Source organism: Paenibacillus hebaui (genome assembly GCF_051934385.1).
Classification (GTDB): Bacteria; Bacillota; Bacilli; order Paenibacillales; family Paenibacillaceae; genus Paenibacillus.
The window spans coordinates 3,616,661-3,637,213 of record NZ_CP196836.1 but is presented as its reverse complement, the minus strand read 5'-3'; the positions used below and the strand labels follow the sequence as shown (position 1 = coordinate 3,637,213).

Below are 20,553 nucleotides of genomic sequence, written 5' to 3'. Positions count from 1 at the left end.
CCCATTCATTATGTAATATTATAATAAATTACATTTAAGTAAATAAAAAGTGCCTAAGGTCATGGTTCAACCCAGGCACTTTTTACGTCTTTTCACCTAACAGATCGATCAGCCTTGAAGCAGAATGGATAAATTTTTCAGCCCATATACATTGCTGGGGTTGACGTCCACCTCATATTCGGGATGCACTTGAAGCCCCGGATAGGTAGTCAGCATCGCTGTCAGCGCCGCTTTGGCTTCCATTCTGGCCAGGTGGGAGCCCATGCAGAAATGGATGCCTTTGCCCAGAGCCAAATGGGGATTATTCTTTCTGCCAAGCATAAACTTATCGGCTTCTTCAAATATGTCCTCATCCCGGTTCGCCGAACCGATCCAATTGACAACATAGTCGCCGGGCTCCAGTACTTTTCCGCCAATCTCTGTGCGTTTGAGCACTTTGCGAATCGCGCGCTGCAACGGAGAGCGGTAACGCAACATCTCCTCGACAGCGGATGGGATCGTTTGCGGATGCTGCGCCAGTTCCTCAACCAGCTTATAATCATTGAATGTATAGATGGAATTGGCGATGAGACTGGTGGTGGTTTCATTTCCTGCGATAAGCAGCATGACACAGCTTGCAATCAGCGATTCGGGAGACAGCTTCTCCCCGCCTTCCTCCGCCTGTGTCAGATCAGATATGATATCATCGGCTGGATTACGACGTTTCAGTTCAATGATGTCCTGAAAATAAGCCACAAGCTGTGCACTCGCCTGAGCCTGCAACTGATAAATGCGCATATATTCTTCGGGCGTATTCTCCTGGGGTGCCAGAGTCAGCGTGTTTGCCCAGTCCCGGAATTGCTCGCGGTCGCTTGTAGGAACGCCAAGCAACTCGGAAATAACAATCATCGGCAGCGGGGAGGCAAAGTCCTGCACCATATCTATTTCGATGCGTCCTTCAATCGATTCCATCAGCTCCTGGACAATCATATCAATTCTGGACGCCCAGGAGGACATCGCTTTTGGTGTGAATGCTTTGGCTAACAGCGCGCGGCCGATGGTATGCTTGGGTTGATCCTGAAAAATGATCGTATCCTGAATAATCGGTGGAGCAAGTACCTTGTTGGAGAAGTACTCCTTATCCTCAGCAACCCGTTTGACATCCTCGTATTTGAATACACTCCAGACATCCTCGGCTTCGTTATAATGAACCGGATCTTCCTGCCGCATTTTTTTGTACCATGCAAATGGCTCATATTTCTCCGCGTCGGTCTTAAAACCTGTAACCAAGTTCAAATCAGGAAAACTGCTTCTTTCCTTGATATTCATGCCAATCGCTCTCCTTTATATCCATATGTGCAGAGGGGATGCAGCCCGTTTGGTCCAAACAGCCATTGGAAAGAGCCAGCAGCTGCCGTAAGGTTACAACCAGTTCCTAGTACTGAGTGAACGTTTGTTTCATCACTTTTTCCTCGAGATTAATCCGGTTGAACAGTGTAATGAGATGAAGGATAAACAAAGGCACAAATACAGGCCAGGCTTGAGAAATCAGTGCAAAACCGATAAGCTCGGGAATAATGTTCAGGTAATAATTGGGATGGCGCACAAGCCGGAACAGCGCGCTTTGCACCAGTTTGTGGTCCCTGGCAATGTATAGCTTGTAGGTCCAAAAAGGGCTGAGTTTGCGAATAACATAGATGAGACAGCAAAGGGCAAACACATACACGACAAGACCAATTACGGTCAACGCATTAAACTGCACATCGTAAATAAATGCGTATACAATGCAGCTCAGATAAATCAGGTTTTGCAGCACAAATAGCACTTTGCTGTTCAGGTTGCCGTACTCGGTACCGCCTCCTGCAACGATCTTTTTCTCGTTACGCATGGCAATAATAACTGATGGTATACGAATGAGTGAGATTATAATTAACAAAAATCCAATCCACATGGTGATCCGCTCCTTCTTCTCGCTTTTTATATTGGCAAGTATGGATTACATGCATTTCCTCGCCGGGACTTTCTCGCTGGAACTTTATTCGACTTGGTACTCATCAGGGGGTGTCCGGTACCAGTCTCCTCTGATCTTCTGGATGCGTTGGGTTCAGGGAAACGCTGATGACGTCCTGCAAGGTATGGCATTGATTCAGATCCTCCATACCAATTTCAGAGGAAATCCGGGCCTGGAGATGATGAAGAAGCTGAAGCGCCAGTACAGAGTCCATTCCGTAATCTTCCAGCGAACGATGTTCGTCCATGTCGTCTGGGGGGATCCCCAGCAGAGCAGCCATGATACTTCTGACCTCATTTTCAACCGAAGGATTCGGCGCTGTTGATCCGATAGCTTCAGCTTTGGCAACGGGTACGGTTTCAATTTCTTCGTTACTTGCTTCGAATGAATCTTCCGTCCCAGTACTCTTCATTCCAACCCAGTATTTCTCGGGTGCAAACGGATAGGTTGGAAGGGATATCCGCTCTGGACGATCCTCTGTATATAACAGCTCCCACTGAATCTCTACGCCCTGCACCCACAGTTCAAGCAGTTTATGGTATTTGCGACGTATAATCCATTTTTGCAGCGCTTCGCCGAGTTCTTTATCCTCTCTGAACAGTGCTGCCGTCCGTTTGTGAGCAGCAATGGAGCCAAGATGGAGCTTGTGACCTTTCGCAGATTCTGATAATCGCTGCGAATTTACGGAATCATCCGAATCGGTCCACAGGTGCGCTTCCTGAACATAGCCGTCCAGCAAGGATTTAAGCTCTGTAATCGATGCGGCTATGAAGCCTGCACGGTATTCCATCGCTTGTCTTCCTGTCTGAAGTGTACAGGCAATGCGGCGAAGCTGTTGAGAAGTATCCTCCTCCTCCTCCTCATTGCGAAGCAGGGCAGCCGACAGCTGGATCATCTGTTCCCTGAGCCGCTCCTTGCTTTTGGCCGACAGCACGATTGCTACAGGAGCCAACTCGGATTCAGAAACGGTCACCTCATCATGCTGTCGTGGTGGTATATATTCCTCCAGAATAACGTGGGCATTCGAACCCCCAAAACCAAAGGAGCTTACTCCTGCCCTACGAGGAATTTCGCTGCCATTGCCGTCTTTGAGTCTCTCCCATTCCTGCGTCTGTCTGACAATGTAGAACGGGCTGTGCTCAAGCTGGATATACGGGCTGAGCTGCTCTGCATGCAGGCTGGGAACAAGCTTGCGGTGTTTCATCTGCAATAACACTTTAATTATTCCAGCAATGCCTGAAGCAAGCTCCAGATGACCGATATTTGTTTTGACAGAGCCGACGCCACAGTATGCGGTTGACTGCCCTGGAGTGGAAGGACGTCTTGCGGGCGATAAGTCTGCCCTCGTCTCCTGAAATGCTGTCTTGAGCGCATTGATCTCAATTGGATCACCAAGCGGTGTGCCTGTGCCATGCGCTTCAATATAATTTATGGTGGAAGGATCAATTCCCGCCCGAGCATACACGGAATTCAGCAGCGCTGTTTGTGCCTTAGGGTTGGGAGCAGTAAGTGAACCTGCCCTTCCACCGTGATTTTCCCCGCTACCGCGGATCAAGCCGTAAATGTGGTCATGGTCGCGCTGAGCATCACTCAATTTCTTCAGAAAAATCATTCCAACCCCTTCGCCACGGCCGTAACCGTTTGCCTCGCTTGAAAAGGTTTTGCAACGCCCGTCCGCGCTAAGCATGCCCGCTTTGGTCAGACTGATATGAGCATCCACGGACAGAATCGTATTTACACCACCGGCTACAGCCGTCTCGCAATCCCCATTTCGAATGGCTTGAACGGCCCGATGAATGGCGACCAGGGAGCTGGAGCAGGACGTTTCGACAGGCTGGCTAGGACCGTGTATGTTCAGTGTGTAGCTCATCCGATTAGGGCCGACTGAAGGAACGGTGGCTGTGACGGAGTAAGCCTCGACCGCTTCATTCGACTGGGCCAGCATGACATTATATCCACTGCTGCCTGTACCAATGAACAGTCCCATGGCCGAACCTGACAGGTCTGACGGTGCATAGCCCGCATCTTCAATCACTTTCCACACATGCATCATCAGCAAGCGCTGTTGTGGGTCCATGTGCATGGCTTCCTTGGGAGAAATGCCAAAAAACAGTGGATCGAACTCACTGATTCCGCTCATAAATCCCGCATGTTTTACGTTGGTTTTGCCATTCTCTCTAAGCGGATCTCCCATATAATCCTGCCAGCGCCAACGTTCCTCCGGAACTTCCGAAATGCAGTCTTTGCCATCAAGCAGATTGTGCCAAAACTGCTCCGCATTATCGGCCATCGGAAACTTGGCGCTAATGCCCACAATGGCTATCGGCTCGGCGGAAGACAACTGGTCTGAACGAGAATCAAGCTTGCTGCCTGTACCTGCATTGGAACGGGCAGAGGCATGTTTCTCTTCTTCTAAAGTGGTCGACCGCAGTGAAGTTTGCAGCGGTTCTTCCCTTCTTGATGCCCCTGGCACAGAATGAGACATCACATTCAGCGATTCGGGTTGAGAGACCGTTCTGGTGGCAGCAAGCTGTGTCCACTTATCCGTATGATTTTGCAGCAAATGAACCGCTAACTCGCGAATAGTGGCATACTCGAAAAAGATAGCGGGTGTCAAACCCAATCCATGGTCGTGGTTCAACCGATCCGCAAGCTCTGTGAACAGAATGGAATCAAAACCGTATTCTGCCCATTCTGCATCACTGTCCAGATCGTAGATACTGACTTTCAACAGAGAGGATACCGTTTGGGATAATAAGGATAGAACCTGATCTTCCCGCGGATCTTCCTGAAACGAAGACGCCATAGCAGATCCCGTAACCGGGTCCGATGTTTCATCCATATGCTGGACGATGTCCGCGACTTCAACTTCAGAAGAGGATGTTTCCGCACGATTCAATTGCAATCCTTTCTTCTCCTTCTCTTTCTTTGTCTCTCCGAGTGAGTGATCTTCAGCCTGAATCCAGTAACGATTTCTGGCAAAAGGATACATTGGCACACGAACAATGGTCGGTTTTGTCTGAAGATCGTCATACAAAGTTGTCCAGTCTATCCCCTGTCCCTGCTCCCACAATGCAGCCCATTGATGAAGCCTCTCCTGCGACGAAGGACAATTTTCCAGCAAAGTCATTTCATCTGATTTTTCACTGGAATGTTGTTGTAATGATGACTGGCCTTTCAGGAACTGATCGATCTGTTCCACCAGTTCACTGTGGCTGCTGCCCGTCCAAGCAATCCTGTATTTCATGTCCGTTCTTCCAACCTGAAACGTGTAGGCGATGTCGATCAGGCGTTCAGACAGACCACCGTTCTCCAAATAAAGACGAACCTGGCGAGCGTATTCCATCAATCTCTCCTGTGTTCTGGCCGAGAGCGGAAGAACCACTTCACCATCCCCTGAAGCTTCCGCTCCATTGGAATCCGCATCTAAAGCAGAACGATCTGTCCATGAGGCTACAGTTGGAATATATTCCTCCACGATCAGGTGTGCATTGCTTCCGCTTGCGCCAAAAGAGCTCAACCCGGCACGAACAGGCCACTCCGCGTAGCGCCCATTTTGTTGTCCATGACGGCGCTCCCAGCGCTCGGTCGTCTGCTGCACGTGGAAGCAGGTGTTCTCAAACGGAATGAGCGGGTTCAGCTCTTTGGCATGCAGCGAAGGAAACAGCTCCCTGTGCTTGATTTGCAGGATAAGCTTGGTTAGCCCGGCGACGCCTGCCGCTGCCTCCAGATGTCCAATGTTGGACTTCAGGGAACCGACAGCACAGTTTCGGCCCGGATTGCTGCTGTTTCGAAAGGCTCGCTCCAGCCCCTGAATTTCAATGGGATCACCCAGTGACGTCCCGGTTCCGTGGGCTTCGATATATCCGATGGTTCCTGGCTCGACACCTGCTGCCGCGAGTGCATCTGCAATGACTTCTGATTGGGCCACTGGATCTGGCACCGTCGTTCCGGACGTTTTGCCAGCATGATTCAGAGCCGAGCCCTTAATGACACCATAGACCGGATAACCTTGCTTGCGGGCTTCAGCCACCGTTGTGAGCAGGACAGCGCCTACCCCTTCACTTGGCACATAGCCGTCCCCATCCTTGCCAAAACTGCGACATTTTCCGTCCGATGACAGAAACTTGGCCTGTTTCAGGAATACATACTTATGGGGATGGGTGACCAGATTCACACCCCCTGCTATGGCATACTGGCTCTGTCCATGTCGAATGCTCTCGCAGGCCAAATGTATCGCTGTCAGTGAGGAAGAGCACATGCTGTCTACAGCGATGGATGGTCCATGGAAATTCAGGTGGTAAGAAACCAGATTGGCGATGGCTGAAGCGTTGCTGCCCATGGCCGTAGGAGTGCCTTGCTGCGTCATGGCTGCGCCAAGCAGCTCATAATGGTTCCAGAACACGCCAGCAAATACACCGACATTCCGCTTGGCTGCTGATGCATCATGATGCTTGTCACGTTCAATAGCAAAGCCTGCATCCTCACAGGCTGTCCAGGCCGCCTGCAAGAACAGGCGTGCCTGTGGGTCCATCCTCTCGGCTTGAAGCGGCGAAATTTGAAAGAAGGCCGGGTCAAAGTCATCGATCATGTCCAGAAATCCGCCAGCCGGGTAATATTCAGAAGCGGAATATGGAAGATGCAGCCCCGCCCAGCGTTCATCCGGCATGGGCGTGATACAATCTCGTCCCTCCTTCAAAATCCGGGCCAATTCGTCCATGTTGTTCGCCGAGGGATACCTTCCCGCCATGCCAATGACTGCAATATCTTCCGGATCAGATGGCGGGGGAAAATGAATGGCCATGTCGTCTCCCATAACGGACTGAATCCGGGATTTATTTCCGTATACAAGTACGATCTGCGAAACATCCTGAGCAATAATCCGGTCGATAAGCGCCATCCCCTCAGCCAGTGGCAGCGGCATTGAACCTGAGGACGTATACATACTGCTGCGAATATGATCATTCACTTGCATGCCGCCATCTGCCCATAACGGCCAGTTAATTGTAAACTGGCGTGGAATTGCCCCTTTTGTTCCATCTCTCTCCTGATGATTCAACAAAAGTCTGTCCATGCAGCTGTTGGCCACAGCATAATCAGCCTGCCCTTTGTTACCTACAATGGCTGACAGGGAGGAAAACGCAACCGTGAACTCTGGCCTAAGATCATTTAAGGCTTGCTCCAGATTCCAGAATCCGTCCATTTTGGGCTTCAACACCTGCTCCAGGTCGGACAAAGGCTTTTGCAGCATTAACTGGTCTTTGGCAGCTCCTGCACAGTGAAATACCCCCGTGATTCCGCCATACTGATCCCGAATCTGCAGGACAGCCTGCTCCAGCTCGGCCTGATTGGTCGTATCGGCCTGAATATACATGGCTTCTGCACCGTTGATGCGCAGCGGATTCAGTTTGCTCTGAATGCGTTCATTCAGCGGAGAACGTCCGACAAGAACTAGCTTGCATCTGCATTGACGGGAAAGATGAACGGCCAGCGCATACCCCAGCCCGCCCATACCGCCGGTAATAAGATAGACTCCGCCAGGCTTATAGCGTTTTTTCGTAGGGGCCCCTGGAACAGGTATCTCCACCAGCTTGCGAACATGTCGCTGAAGGGAGTCCCCTTTGTACCATATGGAGACAGCGGACCCTGACGGGATGTTTTCGGCTTCGAATCGAAGTCGACGAATCAACGTCTCATCCATGGAGCTTTCATGCAGATCCATTCTGATTAATTGAGCCCCAAAGTCTGGAAGCTCCATAGCGGCCGTCTTTACCAGCCCTTCAAACCCGTGAATGTATCCTCCCGTGTCACGGGAATCTGACAGCACTTGAAGAACTATTCGTCTGCCCGCATTCGGGTGAATTGCTTTTGCCTGGATCATTCCGTATAACGCGGTTACCTTCTGGCGGTACAGATCAGCGTCCATGGACGAATGATCAGGCAATTGATGAACCTCGTATATGTCAGACTGAAGCTCCATCCTGGCAGCAAGATCCGGATAGTTGCCATAGAGAACAACTATCCGGTACGGGGTGTGATCGGACTGCAGCTCTTTTCCATCCGCTATCGTGTGTCGGGCAGATTCAGCCTCATGGATCTCCAGGGTTTCAATCCATTTAGGCTCATAACACACAGGTTCTCCATTCCCCTCGATTTCTCTGGTTGTTGCCGGTATTTCCGAATGCGTTGCAGGTTGTTCATCGGTCGAATGGCTACCTTGGGATGAAACTGTAATCAAGTTCACACTTTCCGACACCGCTGCTGCCTCATTCCAGGCGTCGGAACAATGTGTGTGCAGGTATTCGGTCAACGCCTGCACGGAAGAGTGCTCAAACAGCAGCGTTGGATAAAGCGCCATGTTCACCCGGTTTTCCAGCCGTTTCACCAGCTCAAGCAGATGCATGGAATCTAGCCCCTGCTCATAGAAGCCTGCACGCTCATCCACTGCCTCAGGTAAAATGTGCAGCATGCGTGCGATTTCAACTTTCACATAAGTCGAAATCGTGGTTCGGATCTGATCTTGGGAGGCCGTAGACATTACAGTTGTCTTTGCCCATTCGAAACTTCCGGCTATTGCCGCTTCAGAAGTTGGTTTGTCGTTGCGTCCATTGGTTATCGTGTTTGTCAGTCCGGTAATGGATGCGGCATGGCGAACTCGCTTTGCCTTCAAATGCACAAACTCCGCAAGCAACCTGCCCTCCCGATCCGTAACAGAAATGCTGCGGGAGATGATGTCCCCACCGGAAAGATCACTTGGTGTTTGTTCGGTAAAGGTGCGAATCTCGGCTGGAAAACGGTCGTATATAACAAATCGTTCAATCATGAACGGAATGTATGGCGGAACTTCAGCATCCAGATCGCCGACATTCCCCAGGCGGAAGGACGACCCGGCAAAGGTCGCCCCGTCCAGCAGGGCCACATGAGCGTGAAACTTGTCCAGATACTGCTCGGCCAGGCTGCTCAGCCGGATATCCATCCACTCCATTTGGTCTTGTCTGTAAACATCTCCGTGGTTTTTCATAAAGGAAAAATGCTGTATATCCGCCTGTCGGGCGAGCTGATAGATCTGATCCATATCCCACGTCTGGAGCCCGTCCGTGTCTTTGGATGGCAGCGGGTGTGTATGCTGTGCAGGTTGTACAAGCCCCTTCCCGCTGAGCAAATACAGCTTGCATTCCATATTCAGCACATCAGGTGGAGGTGGCTCACCGTCTTTTGGTACTTTACGGCTATGAATGGTGACCTGACCCTGACCCTCATCCATCTTCATGGACAATGTCAGCATGATATCCACATCAAAATCCGTCGAAGTGACAATCGGCTGTGTAAACACGATATCCCGAAGTTCAATGGAGGTTGTACGCAGATGGCTCCCGCTCAGTCGGTACACCATATCCAGCAGCACCACACCCGGAAGGGTGCAGACGCCGTGAACACGATGATCCCTCACGAAATAGTCGCTGTGGCGCAATCGCTGTAAAAATGATTCGGTTGCAGGCAATGTCATGATCCGCGTCACTCCCTTCTCATAGCTTGATGAAATCAAAAAAGCTCGAATGCTCCGACTGTTCCGGAAGCTGTTGCATCGGCAACGCAGCTGAAACAATGGACGATGCCTCTACCGATTCCGTTATCTTGACGGGTGGCCAGCAATACTTGCGTTGAAAAGGTGAATCAGGGAAACGAAGCGGCAGGCTCACCATACGTTCGGCAGGAATGCCTTCATTGCTGACAATAACGTGTGCGTTGTTGCCTCCAAGTCCGAATGCACTAATGCCTGCCCGCAGTGTGTCGCTTGAACCACTTCCCCACGGCTGGTGCTGCTGCACGATATAAAAAGGAGATTCCCCGAACTGGAACCGCGGATTGGGCTGGTCGCAGTGAATCGTCGGCGGAAGCTCGCGGTGAGCAAGCGAGAGCAGCACCTTGATCAGGCTGGCAATGCCCGATGCGCTCAGCAGATGCCCGATATTGCTTTTGACACTGCCTACGCCGCAAAACTGGCGCTGATTTGTATATTTTGCAAAAACACCTGTCAAGGCCTTAAGTTCAATGGGATCACCAATTAGTGTCCCTGTTCCATGTGTCTCGATATAGCTGATGGTGGAAGGATGAATGCCTGCATTTGAAATCGCTTTTTCCAGTAATTCCTGCTGGGCTTCCGGGTTAGGTGTGGTAATGCCCATCGTTTGACCGTCATTGTTGATGGAGGTACCATCGATGACCCCATAGATCGCGTCCTGATCGGCGATGGCTGTTGACAGCAGTTTAAGTAATACAACGCCGCAACCTTCACCCAGCCCGATGCCGTTTGCGTCCGCACTGAACGTTTTGCAGCGAGAATCCGGGGATAATACGCTGGCAGCTCCAAGCATCTCGTAGGGCGCATCATCAAGCAGAATGTCCACACCGCCCGCAAAAGCGAGATCGCATTCCCCATCCAGCAGACTTCGTACAGCAAGATGAACTGCGGTAAGTGAACTGGAGCAAGCGGTATCCACCACCATGTTGGGGCCTTTCAGATTATAAAAATGGGACAGATGTGCAGCGATAAAGTTTTGGCCGATGCCGACGATCGTATCTTTGGTGCTGCCGCCCAGCTTGGACGAAAAGTTGCTCGCTCTGGAGCCGACAAACACGCCGGTCTGCGAATTCCATAAACGTTCCCGGCTGTATCCTGCGTCTGCGGCGGCCTCCACGCTCACTTCCAGCAGTTGGCGCTGGAGCGGATCAAGCTGTTCTGCCAGCGTATCCGTAATTCGGAAAAATTCGGGATCAAACTGCTCAATGTCCCGAATGAATGCCCCAATGCGCTTGCTGGAAGCGGAAGTCCTATTGGGGCTGCTGTTGCCTGTCAACCTCAAGCGATCCGCCGGGAGCTCGGTCATGCTATCTTTGCCCTTTTGCAGATTGGACCAGAATTGCGCCGGATTCTCGGCATCAGGAAAATGACAGGCAACGCCTACAATCGCGATTTTATCCCGTTTCTTGGTTTGCTCCAGCTCCACTGGTTTTTCGTATGCTTCATCCACAGGATCATTCAATTCGTTCAGTCCGGTGCGACCATCCATATCTGGTTCAGCATGTTGCACAGGAATGGAAGTCATTGAACGAACATCGGAATGCGTTCCAGTCGAATTTTCCGCCAGCTTGGAGTTGGGTTGCACCAACAGATCAGCCAAAGATTCGGGATAGATCCGAACCAGATGTTTTGCCAATTGGCGCAGTGTTGGATGTTCAAGCAGCAGCGAAGGGTCTGTAGCAACATGCTGTAGCTCTCGGTCCATGACCGTCAGAACCTGGACAAGCAGGATCGAATCCATTCCATAGTGCTGAAAAGGAGTATCTTCATCCAGCCGGGATTCATCCAATCTCAGTTCTTTCGCCATCAAAGCCTTGAGCCACGCCAGTGTCCTGTTCTCCATCTCCTCCGTGAAGCTTGTGGTTATCCGCTCCACCTGGCGTGGAATTAACGGAATGGATACCTGCTGTCCATCGCCTAACGATGCCTCTGCCTGATGCTCTCTTTTGTGAACGGCTTGCGATGCAACTACAGCCGGCTGAATAACAGGTCCCCTGTTTTCCCGAATAATCCGATCCAGCCATAACAATCCTTCCGCATCGGTGATGCTGAGAAGGCCGCTCTGGCGATATGCTTCGCTAGTGACCGCACCAAAGCCAGATTCCTGCCAGCTTGGCCACTGGATGCTGATGACCGGGAATGGAGAGATCGCACTTTCCCGGGATGCGGCTTCGGCAAAATAGTCCATATAGGCGTTAGCCATCGCATAATCGCTCTGCCCTGCTCCCAGCGAAGGTCTCGCTGAGGACACGGAGGAAAACAGCACAAAGAAGCGCAGTGGCTCATGCCTGAACGCATGAAACAACGCATGCACACCGCCTGTTTTTGGATCAAGCACCCGCTGCATGGCATCCGCCTGCTTGCGAATAAAAGCCGGATTGGCATTATCCACGTTGCCTGCACAATGAATAACCCCTCCAACAGGACCCATTGAGCGCTTAACTCTGGCCAGTTCTGCCTGAATGGCGTTCTCCTCCGTAAGAGGGATATCCGTAACAAGCACCTCGGCCCCCAGTTGTTCGAGTTCCAACAGGGATCTGATTTTGGTGCCTGTCGCAGTGTCATGGCTTGCGTATGTGTCCCATTCCTCCCGCTGTGGGATGGCTTCCCGTCCAGTCAACACCAGCCGCTTCACGTTGTGATGCTTCACAAAATGGCGGGCACATGCCATTCCAAGGCCGCGGGTACCTCCGGTAATCCACAACACCTGATTTGCTTCCAGAATCGGTCGTTCCGGATCGATTGAAGATTCCGTAACATCTTTGTTCATACCCGCCCCATTAGGCATCTCACGCATGTAGGAACGCCAGCGTTTACCGTCACGGTAGCATATCTCCGGTTCCCGATCTGTTTGCCGGAACTCTGTTGTAATGCATTCGATCTTCGCCTCTTCCGATGCTGACGGATCCACATCCAGATGTCTGGATTGGATGCTTCGGTATTCGGATTGCAGCATGCGGAACAGACCCGCACGAGAGGCGTGGGCCAGATTCACTTTGGAATTGCGGAACGACTCCAGGCCACAGGTCACCAATAGCAGCAGCATCCCTTCATGGCCATGGACTTCAATGACCTCCTGCACAAGCTTCAGCCATCCCGGCCGGATCTGTTCTTCGCAAGCATCATCAACAGTGTTCTGCCTCATGCATGCTGTCAGATCAATCAAGCCTGTCAGTCCATGTTTCAAACGTTCCTCATCTTCCAGCCAATGGCGTCCCGGATCATCCAACTGTTCTTCATTCAAAACCACCGTATGTTTAAAATGTTCTGTTAATCTCGCAGCAAGGGCTGCTGAATCCCGATTGGCAAGAATCAGAATCATTCCAACAGAATCGCTTTCATCGGAGATGGGTGCAATGTCCGCAAGTTGCCAGTCTTTGTGATAAGCAGTCATTTGGCGCTCCGGTGCTGCTTTCTGAATTCCTGCAGGTGCAGCAGAGTTAAGATCATCCACGTATTCCCGGATAACGGCTTCTTTCGGCAAGTCAAACCAGCAGCGCTCGCGCTCAAACGGATAGCCAGGTAGACTAATTCGACGAGGCTGTCCTGTGGAGTATAGAACGCTCCAGTCCGCTTTGATGCCTTTCACCCACAACTCCAGCACTTTTCCGTAAAGCCCTTCATGCAACCAACGGCTCACCACTTCGCCAAAATGCTCATCCATGGCGATTGCCGCCTGCACAGCCTGATAGGACTTGACATTACCCAGGTACATTTCGTCTACTGCCTCGTTCGCGTTCTCATTTCCCAGGAAAAGTTGAAGACGTTCCTTCAACTCCTGAACGGATCGCACTACGAATCCGAGGCGCTCTTCCATCTCCTGTCTTCCGGTCTGAAGCGTAAATGCCAAGCGCTCCAGCAAACGTTCCGGCTCTTCCTCTGCTCCTCCGGTGAGATGCTTCTCATCCACAGCAGTGAGCAAACGTCTGGCTCGTTCCCTGAGAGCGGATCGGGTTCGCGCCGAGAGCACAATGATGACAGCTCCTCCTCTTGTTACTTCGTTGAAGGTCACCCTCTCATGTGGACGGTAATCTGCTTCCTCAATGATCAGGTGGGCATTGGAACCGCCCGCTCCAAAAGAAGACAAGCCCGCCCTGCGCGGTATCTGGACCGGCTTGCCGTTTTCCATCCGCTGCAATGGCTCCCACGCTTCTGCATCACGCTGTACACGAAACGGGGTCTGCGCAAAGTCGATATGCGGATTGGCCGGGTCTGAATGCAGAGAGGGCACCAGTTGTCCATGTTTCAGCTGAAGCAAAATTTTGGTCAGTCCGGCAATACCCGCCGCACTTTCGGCGTGCCCGATGTTGGATTTTACCGACCCGAGAGCGCAAAACTGCTGCTGGTCCGTGGACTCAGCAAATGCCTTGCTCAGACCGGCAACCTCAATCGGATCACCAAGCGATGTGCCTGTGCCGTGAGCCTCCACATAGGTAATGGTGTCGGCGGAGATGTCCGCCTCAGCAATGGCTCTCCCTATGACACATGACTGCGCCGCCGGATTGGGCACGGTATATCCATTCGTTTTTCCGCCGTGATTCAGTGCACTGCCTTTAATAACCCCGTAGATATGATCTCCGTCTTCGATTGCCTTGTTGAGCGGCTTGAGAATGACTGCTCCGACACCCTCGCCAGGGACATAGCCGTCCCCTTGTGCACCAAAGCTTTTGCATCGGCCTTCGCTTGAAAGGAAGCCACCTTGGTTCAGTAAAATATACTTGTTTGGATGAATCGATACGTTGACACCGCCCGCCACCGCCACCTCGCATTCCTTCAATACAAGACTCTGGCAGGCCAGATGAATCGCAGTCAAGGAAGAGGAACACATCGTATCAACAGCCATGCTTGGCCCATTGAAATTGCAATAATACGATATTCGGTTGGCGATGGATGCCGGATTGCCACTTAAAGCGATGGAGGAATCTCCCTTGGCCTGAGCCTGGGCAGCGTACAGCTGGTATTCCTCGTACATGACTCCGACGTACACGCCAACCCTGTTTCCCCAAGTATCTCCGGTTGCAGAAGCCAAACCCTCCGGTGTATACCCTGCATCCTCAATGGCATCATACGCCGTTTCCAGGAACAGCCGCTCCTGCGGATCCATCATCTGTGCTTCTCTCGGCGAGATATGGAAAAACAAGGGATCAAAACGATCCACGCCCTGAAGGAAGCCTCCCCACTTGCTGCCAGACTTCGGTGAATTAGGGTCCGCATGGTGCATATGTAGCCTGTAATCCCAGCGATCCAAAGGAATTTCGGTGACACTGTCCCTGCCTTGCATCAAGTTTTCCCAAAATTGTTCCAGGTCGTCCGCCTCGGGATAACGTCCGGCCAGGCCAATAATGGCGATATCCTTGGCAAGTGAGCGCACAAGAACATCTGCTGGCCCCAAGGGACGCTGAGCTGGACGCTGAAATGCACGAAATGGAGGGTGTGGCAGACCGGATTGGGCAGTCTTATCCGAACGTTCCTTACGTTCTTCATATGGCAGCGCAGGAACGGAAATCAGGCGATTGACAGTATCGCGGTGGGCCTTGATCAGATATCCTCTCAACTCTTTGAGAGTCTGATATTCAAAAAGCAGCGTTTTGGACAACGGCCCGAATGTATCTTCAAGCTGATCCGTCAATTGAGTAATGCTAATCGAGTCTATACCATACTCTTCCAGTCGGGCGTGGCTCACAATTTGATCTGCGGGCACTTTGAGCACCGCGGACAAGGCCTTTTTCAGAAAAGTATCCAATGCTTCCGCCAGTATATTGTCTGCTGCTGTGGTCTGCGCGTGCTTCGTCGAACGATCCGTTGGCAGGCTCGTTTGGCTTGAACGCGGTAATGGTTCGCTCTCAGGCACTAACGGTGCTGACGGGAAAGCGTTCGGGTATCGCTGGCTCAGAAATGCCGAAGCAGATTGCAGCGTTGGATATTCCACGAACAGAACATGACTCAGATCCAGCCCACATCGCTCGTTCAACCTTTGGGCCATGAGCGTTAATTGAGGCTGGTCCAGACCGCATTCAAGCCATTCTGCTTCATGGCTAATCTCATCAGGCCCTACACCAAGCAACTCCGCAGCCAATTCTTGCAACACAGACATGGCACCTGCTTCTGAAACAAATGGGGTATCCCGCATTGCACGGTTCATATTCCAACGTGCCTCCAGGCTGGAAATCAGCTTGGAAATGTCCCCTTGTACCCCAATGATTTCACATTCGGTGGACTGAAAAGCTCTGTAGAGTATCGTAATACCTGCTTCAAGATCCAGTGGACGCATTCCCGTATTTTCCCATAACCCCTTCTCTTCAACAGGGCTTAAATGCATGCCGCCATCTTTCCATAACGGCCAGTGGATGGCCAGGGTCCTTCCTTGCCGTTTTCCGGCCAGCATTAACTGATGACGATACTGTGCATAGCTGCCCATATACGCGTTGGCTGCAGCGTAATCGCATTGGCCTGGATTTCCATATACACCCGACATGGAGGAGAACAGGATAAAAAAGTCCAGCTTCATCGCCCGGGTTGCTTCATCCAGATGAAAGGTGCCAGCAACTTTCGGAGCCAGCACCTTCTCCATTTCGGCTTTCGTTTTGTTCAAAATGTACTGATCTCCCGTTAAACCTGCGCTATGGATGATTCCATCCAGACGGCCGAAGCTATGCTGAATAAAAGCAACAAGCTCCGATGTATCTTTTTCCCGGGATATATCCCCTTGGCGATAGATAATCGTGGTACCGTTTGTTTTCAATGGTTCCCACGCTTGCTCCTGATTCGCTGATATGTCCGATCTACCTGTCAAAACCAGCGTGGCGTTGACAACCCTAGAGGCAATCTCACGGGCAAAAATATGGCCCAGACCACCTGCACCGCCTGTAATAAGGTACACCCCGCCATTCTTCCAAGGCATGACATCTGTCTCAGCAGGCAGATGGAGGGCTTTCCAGTGAAGCACTTGCCGCTGTGCGCCTTGGTAGCCGATGCATGTATCCTCTGACTCCCGGTTGAGCTTAATTAGTTCGACAGCACGCTTGGCATTACGCGGTTCCCGAGATCGCCTCTTCGATTCTGAATATCCCTCTCCCATATCTTCAATGAACTGAACATGGATCCGGGGATTTTCCAGTGCCGCCGTTCGCAGCAATCCTGTTAATCCGCTGTACAGCTGAAAATGATCTTCACGGCTGTACAGCAGCTGAATAAGCACATTCTCAGCGTTGGATGGACTGCTCACCAGTTGTTGAAGTACGTGGAGTACCTGGGTTGAAGCATACGCAAAACGTTTGGAGCTTGCACCAACGTTGTGAATGTCAGCAACCTTTTCAGATCCAAGCGCTACGATCTCGGTTAGCATTTGCTCTCGCTTCAGTCTTTCCTTTATTTCCTCCGCCAGTTCGGTCCAAGGTTCAGCCAGCATTACGATATGCCTGTCATAAGGGTGGCCCCACTCATTTCGGACATCGGCATTTTCTTCCCAACGAGGCACCAACATGGCCGTTGCTCGCCCATGCTGCTCAGCCCCCGGGACTGTACCGTTGTTCAAGGCTCTGCAACTAAGTCCCTGAATAAGAACACATGGAGCACCTGTACTGGAGAACAAATCAATATCCAGCTTAGGCATGGCATCCGCAGCGGATGAAGCAGAATCAGAGCTGTAACGCACATGAGCCCACATTTCTTCAGTGAAGGAGCCCAGAACCTGAAGTTCATCCATGGCATAGGGAATGGGCAGCATAGAATTTGCGTTTTCCAGCTCCTTGTCCTCCATCCACAGCCCGATCGCGGATTGCAATGCCCCGTCCAGGATGGCGGGATGCAGTACATAGGATTGCATTTCGTGCTTCAGAACAGAAGGCAGGCGAATCTGTCCTAACACCTCGCCTTCTCCCACGTGTAACTCAACCAACATCCGATGAGCGGGTCCGTAGTTGAGACCACCTTGTTCGTAAATTCGGTAGCATTGATCCGCAGTAAAGCGCTTGGTGTTGCAGCGCGCCTTTATCTCGCCCGGATCAATTGCCATTGCTGCGACAAGCTCGGGTTCCAGTGAAACGATGCTGGCATAACCGCTGCTGTGCACCCTATTTTCGCCCGGTCCATCCGCAGACATCTCACTGTACATTTCATATTGAATAGGCTGATCCTCCAATGAGGCATGTAATCGAATATGCAGAGGCACCGGAGTCTCCCTGACAATAAGAGGACGCATCCACACATGGTTTTGCAGGGTAACCGCTGCATGCTCTCCCTTTTGATCGCCGAGAGCATCGCTGACTGCAGCTTGCGCCATTTCAAGGTAAGCCGCACCGGGTAGAATCCGCTCTTGCCCGATCCGATGATCATTCAGGTAAAATTCCTGGCCGGTCAGAACCGTCACGTATTTTTGCTCAGACAAGTTAGACTTATTCTCATGAAGTAGTGGATGAATAAATGGAATATGACCGGAGTATCCGTTATGGGAAGAATGCTCATTCATCTGGAACTCAGCAGAAGGTTCACCAGGTACCCAATACCGTTCTTTGGCAAACGGATACGTAGGCAGGCTGATCTTGCAGTGCCTGAATCCGTTATGGAGCAAGTTCCAGTCCACATTCAGGCCTTTCACCCAAAACTCCAGCAATTTTCCGAACTTGCGTTTGGTAATCCACTTCATTAGGGTATGGCTCATGTCTGCATCGGTTGACAGTATGGATAGCGGCTGTTGTGCATCACCTGCATATCCCACATACATGTTGTCCGAATCCGGGTCCCCCGAACAGTAGCTTTCCAGTTTCGACCTAAGTTCCTGTAGCGAACCTGTCACGATGCCAAGACGCATGTTCATCATCTCACGTCCGGTTTGCAGCGTATAAGCGATGTTCGCCAGTTGTTCCTCTTGATATCGATTGGATCGCAGAGCCGTCAGCATGCGTTCACACAATTCATGAAGCTGCTCTTCATTCCGGGCCGACAAAACGATAAGTGCCTGCTGTTTAGCTGGTTTATCCTGCTCAGCCAGCAACATATCTGACTGCTCGTGACAATACTCCTGCACAATGATGTGGGCATTGGAACCCCCAGCACCAAATGAGGAAATTCCCGCAATCCGCGGGATTTCCCGTGTAGAGTCTCCTGAATCAATCGTTATTCTGTCCCAGTCACTTAATTGCTTCTGCACCGCAAAAGGTGTCTTGTCGAACTGAATGTGTGGATTAGGCGGGTCCGCATGAATGGAAGGAACCAGCTGCCGATGCTGCATCTGCAAAAGGACCTTGGTCAGTCCTGCAATGCCTGCTGCACTTTCGCAATGCCCAATATTCGATTTGGCTGAGCCAATGGCACATTTGCTGTTCGTTGCTTTTCCTTTCCTAAATGCCTGGGTTAACCCTGTAATTTCGATGGGATCTCCCAGTGAGGTGCCTGTCCCATGAGCTTCGATATAGCTGATGTCCGTAATGTCGATTCCGGCCTCGGCAACGGCTGTTTCAATGACCTCCGCCTGTCTGGCAGGATTGGGAACCGTATAACCGTTCGTTTTGCCGCCGTGGTTAACGGCAGTTCCTTTAATGACGCCATAGATATGATCGCCGTCGGCTATGGCACGGCTTAAAGGTTTGAGCATCACAGCCCCTACACCTTCTCCGGGGACGTAACCGTCACCGCCTTCACCGAAGCTTTCGCAGCGACCTTTCGAAGACAGGAATTGTCCCTGTGTTAACATCACATATTTATTGGGGTGAACAGATACATTGACACCTCCGGCAATTGCGGTTCGGCATTCTTTTTTACTCAGACTCTGACAGGCCAGATGAATGGCTGTGAGTGATGAGGAACACATGGTATCTACCACCATGCTGGGCCCATGAAAATTACAAAAGTACGAGACACGATTGGCAATGGAAGCCGGATTGCCGTTTAATGCAAATGGCTCTCTACCCGCAATCCTGGCTTCCGCGCCATACAGCTGATACTCCTGATACATGACTCCTGCGAACACACCGACATTTCCCATCTGATCCGGGGAGGCATCTGGACCTGCGGCCTGTTCGCGGGTATATCCCGCATCCTGAAGCGTTTCGTACACACATTCCAGAAACAATCGTTCCTGTGGATCAATTCGTTCAGCTTCCTTCGGAGAAATCTGAAAAAAGAGTGGATCAAAACGATCCACTCCATCCAAAAATCCGCCCCATTTCCCAGAATGTTTTGCTTTGCTCGCATTCATCTCGGTATGAATCCGGTAGTCCCAGCGATCTTCCGGTATTTCGGTGATGCAGTCCTTCCCATGTTTCAGGTTCTCCCAGAACTGCTCAAGGTTATTAGACTTCGGATATCGTCCAGACATGCCAATGATGGCAATGTCCAGTGATTTACTGTGGACATGCTCTTCGCTGATCGATTCTCCGCCTGCGCTTGCCGCTGTTAGAATTCTTCTCCGCGAGCCAGCAGACGGCTGCCGCTTATTGAACGAATTCGGGCTTTCAGCCTTCCGAATTGTGCTGGACTCAAGCTCTGAAGGATGGGATTGCACGGCTGAATTGCTCTTCGCCCGTGCCCCTGTGAGCTGTTCCAGCCGTTCCCGGTGATGGCTTATGAAATACCCGGCAAGCTCCGCTATATTTTGGTATTCATAGAATAATGTCTTGGAGAGCGTACCAAATTGCTGTTCCAATTGATCCGTCAATTTCATCACCATCACGGAATCAATGCCATAGTTCTCCAGAGGCGCATGTGCATCGATATGCCGTTCCGGCAGCATAAGGCTAGAGGACAACACTTTTTTGACATAACGAATAGCTTTTTCGCTGGTATCGTCCTCTCGCTCTTCATGGGGCGTCTCTCTCAAGCTTGACTCCTGTTCTCCAGATTCGGACAACAGCCTTTGCAGCTGCTCCGCTGCTTGCTGATCGCTGAGCTTTCCTTGCTGAATCTTTCGATACAATGTGGACAGTTGGTCTTCCAAAGCGATCACCTCCTTAAAGAAAAACGTCAATCGATATCATTGCTGAAA

The 20,553-nt window shown here is 51.2% G+C and carries 3 protein-coding genes and 3 pseudogenes; all 6 read right to left on the bottom strand.

Features of this window, described 5'->3' with window-relative positions; all coding sequences use genetic code 11:
* Nucleotides 1-108: 108 nt before the first annotated feature.
* Nucleotides 109-1,308, bottom strand: coding sequence for a cytochrome P450 (locus ACR32F_RS15845; RefSeq protein WP_440108570.1), 1,200 nt, complete (start codon nt 1,306-1,308; stop codon nt 109-111).
* A gap of 106 nt (nt 1,309-1,414) precedes the next feature.
* Nucleotides 1,415-1,930 (bottom strand): isoprenylcysteine carboxylmethyltransferase family protein, encoded by a 516-nt coding sequence (locus tag ACR32F_RS15840; RefSeq protein ID WP_440108568.1) that lies wholly within the window; start codon nt 1,928-1,930, stop codon nt 1,415-1,417.
* A 103-nt stretch (nt 1,931-2,033) separates the two neighbouring features.
* Nucleotides 2,034-2,273: pseudogene (locus ACR32F_RS15835) on the bottom strand (acyl carrier protein); the annotation flags it as partial.
* Between the two features lie 438 nt (nt 2,274-2,711).
* Nucleotides 2,712-4,358, bottom strand: a pseudogene (locus ACR32F_RS15830) (type I polyketide synthase); the annotation flags it as partial.
* A gap of 207 nt (nt 4,359-4,565) precedes the next feature.
* Nucleotides 4,566-9,497 (bottom strand): annotated as a pseudogene (locus tag ACR32F_RS15825) (SDR family NAD(P)-dependent oxidoreductase); the annotation flags it as partial.
* 19 nt (nt 9,498-9,516) lie between these two features.
* On the bottom strand, nt 9,517-20,505 hold the full coding sequence (locus ACR32F_RS15820) for an SDR family NAD(P)-dependent oxidoreductase (RefSeq protein WP_440108566.1): 10,989 nt from the start codon (nt 20,503-20,505) through the stop codon (nt 9,517-9,519).
* Nucleotides 20,506-20,553 lie beyond the last annotated feature (48 nt).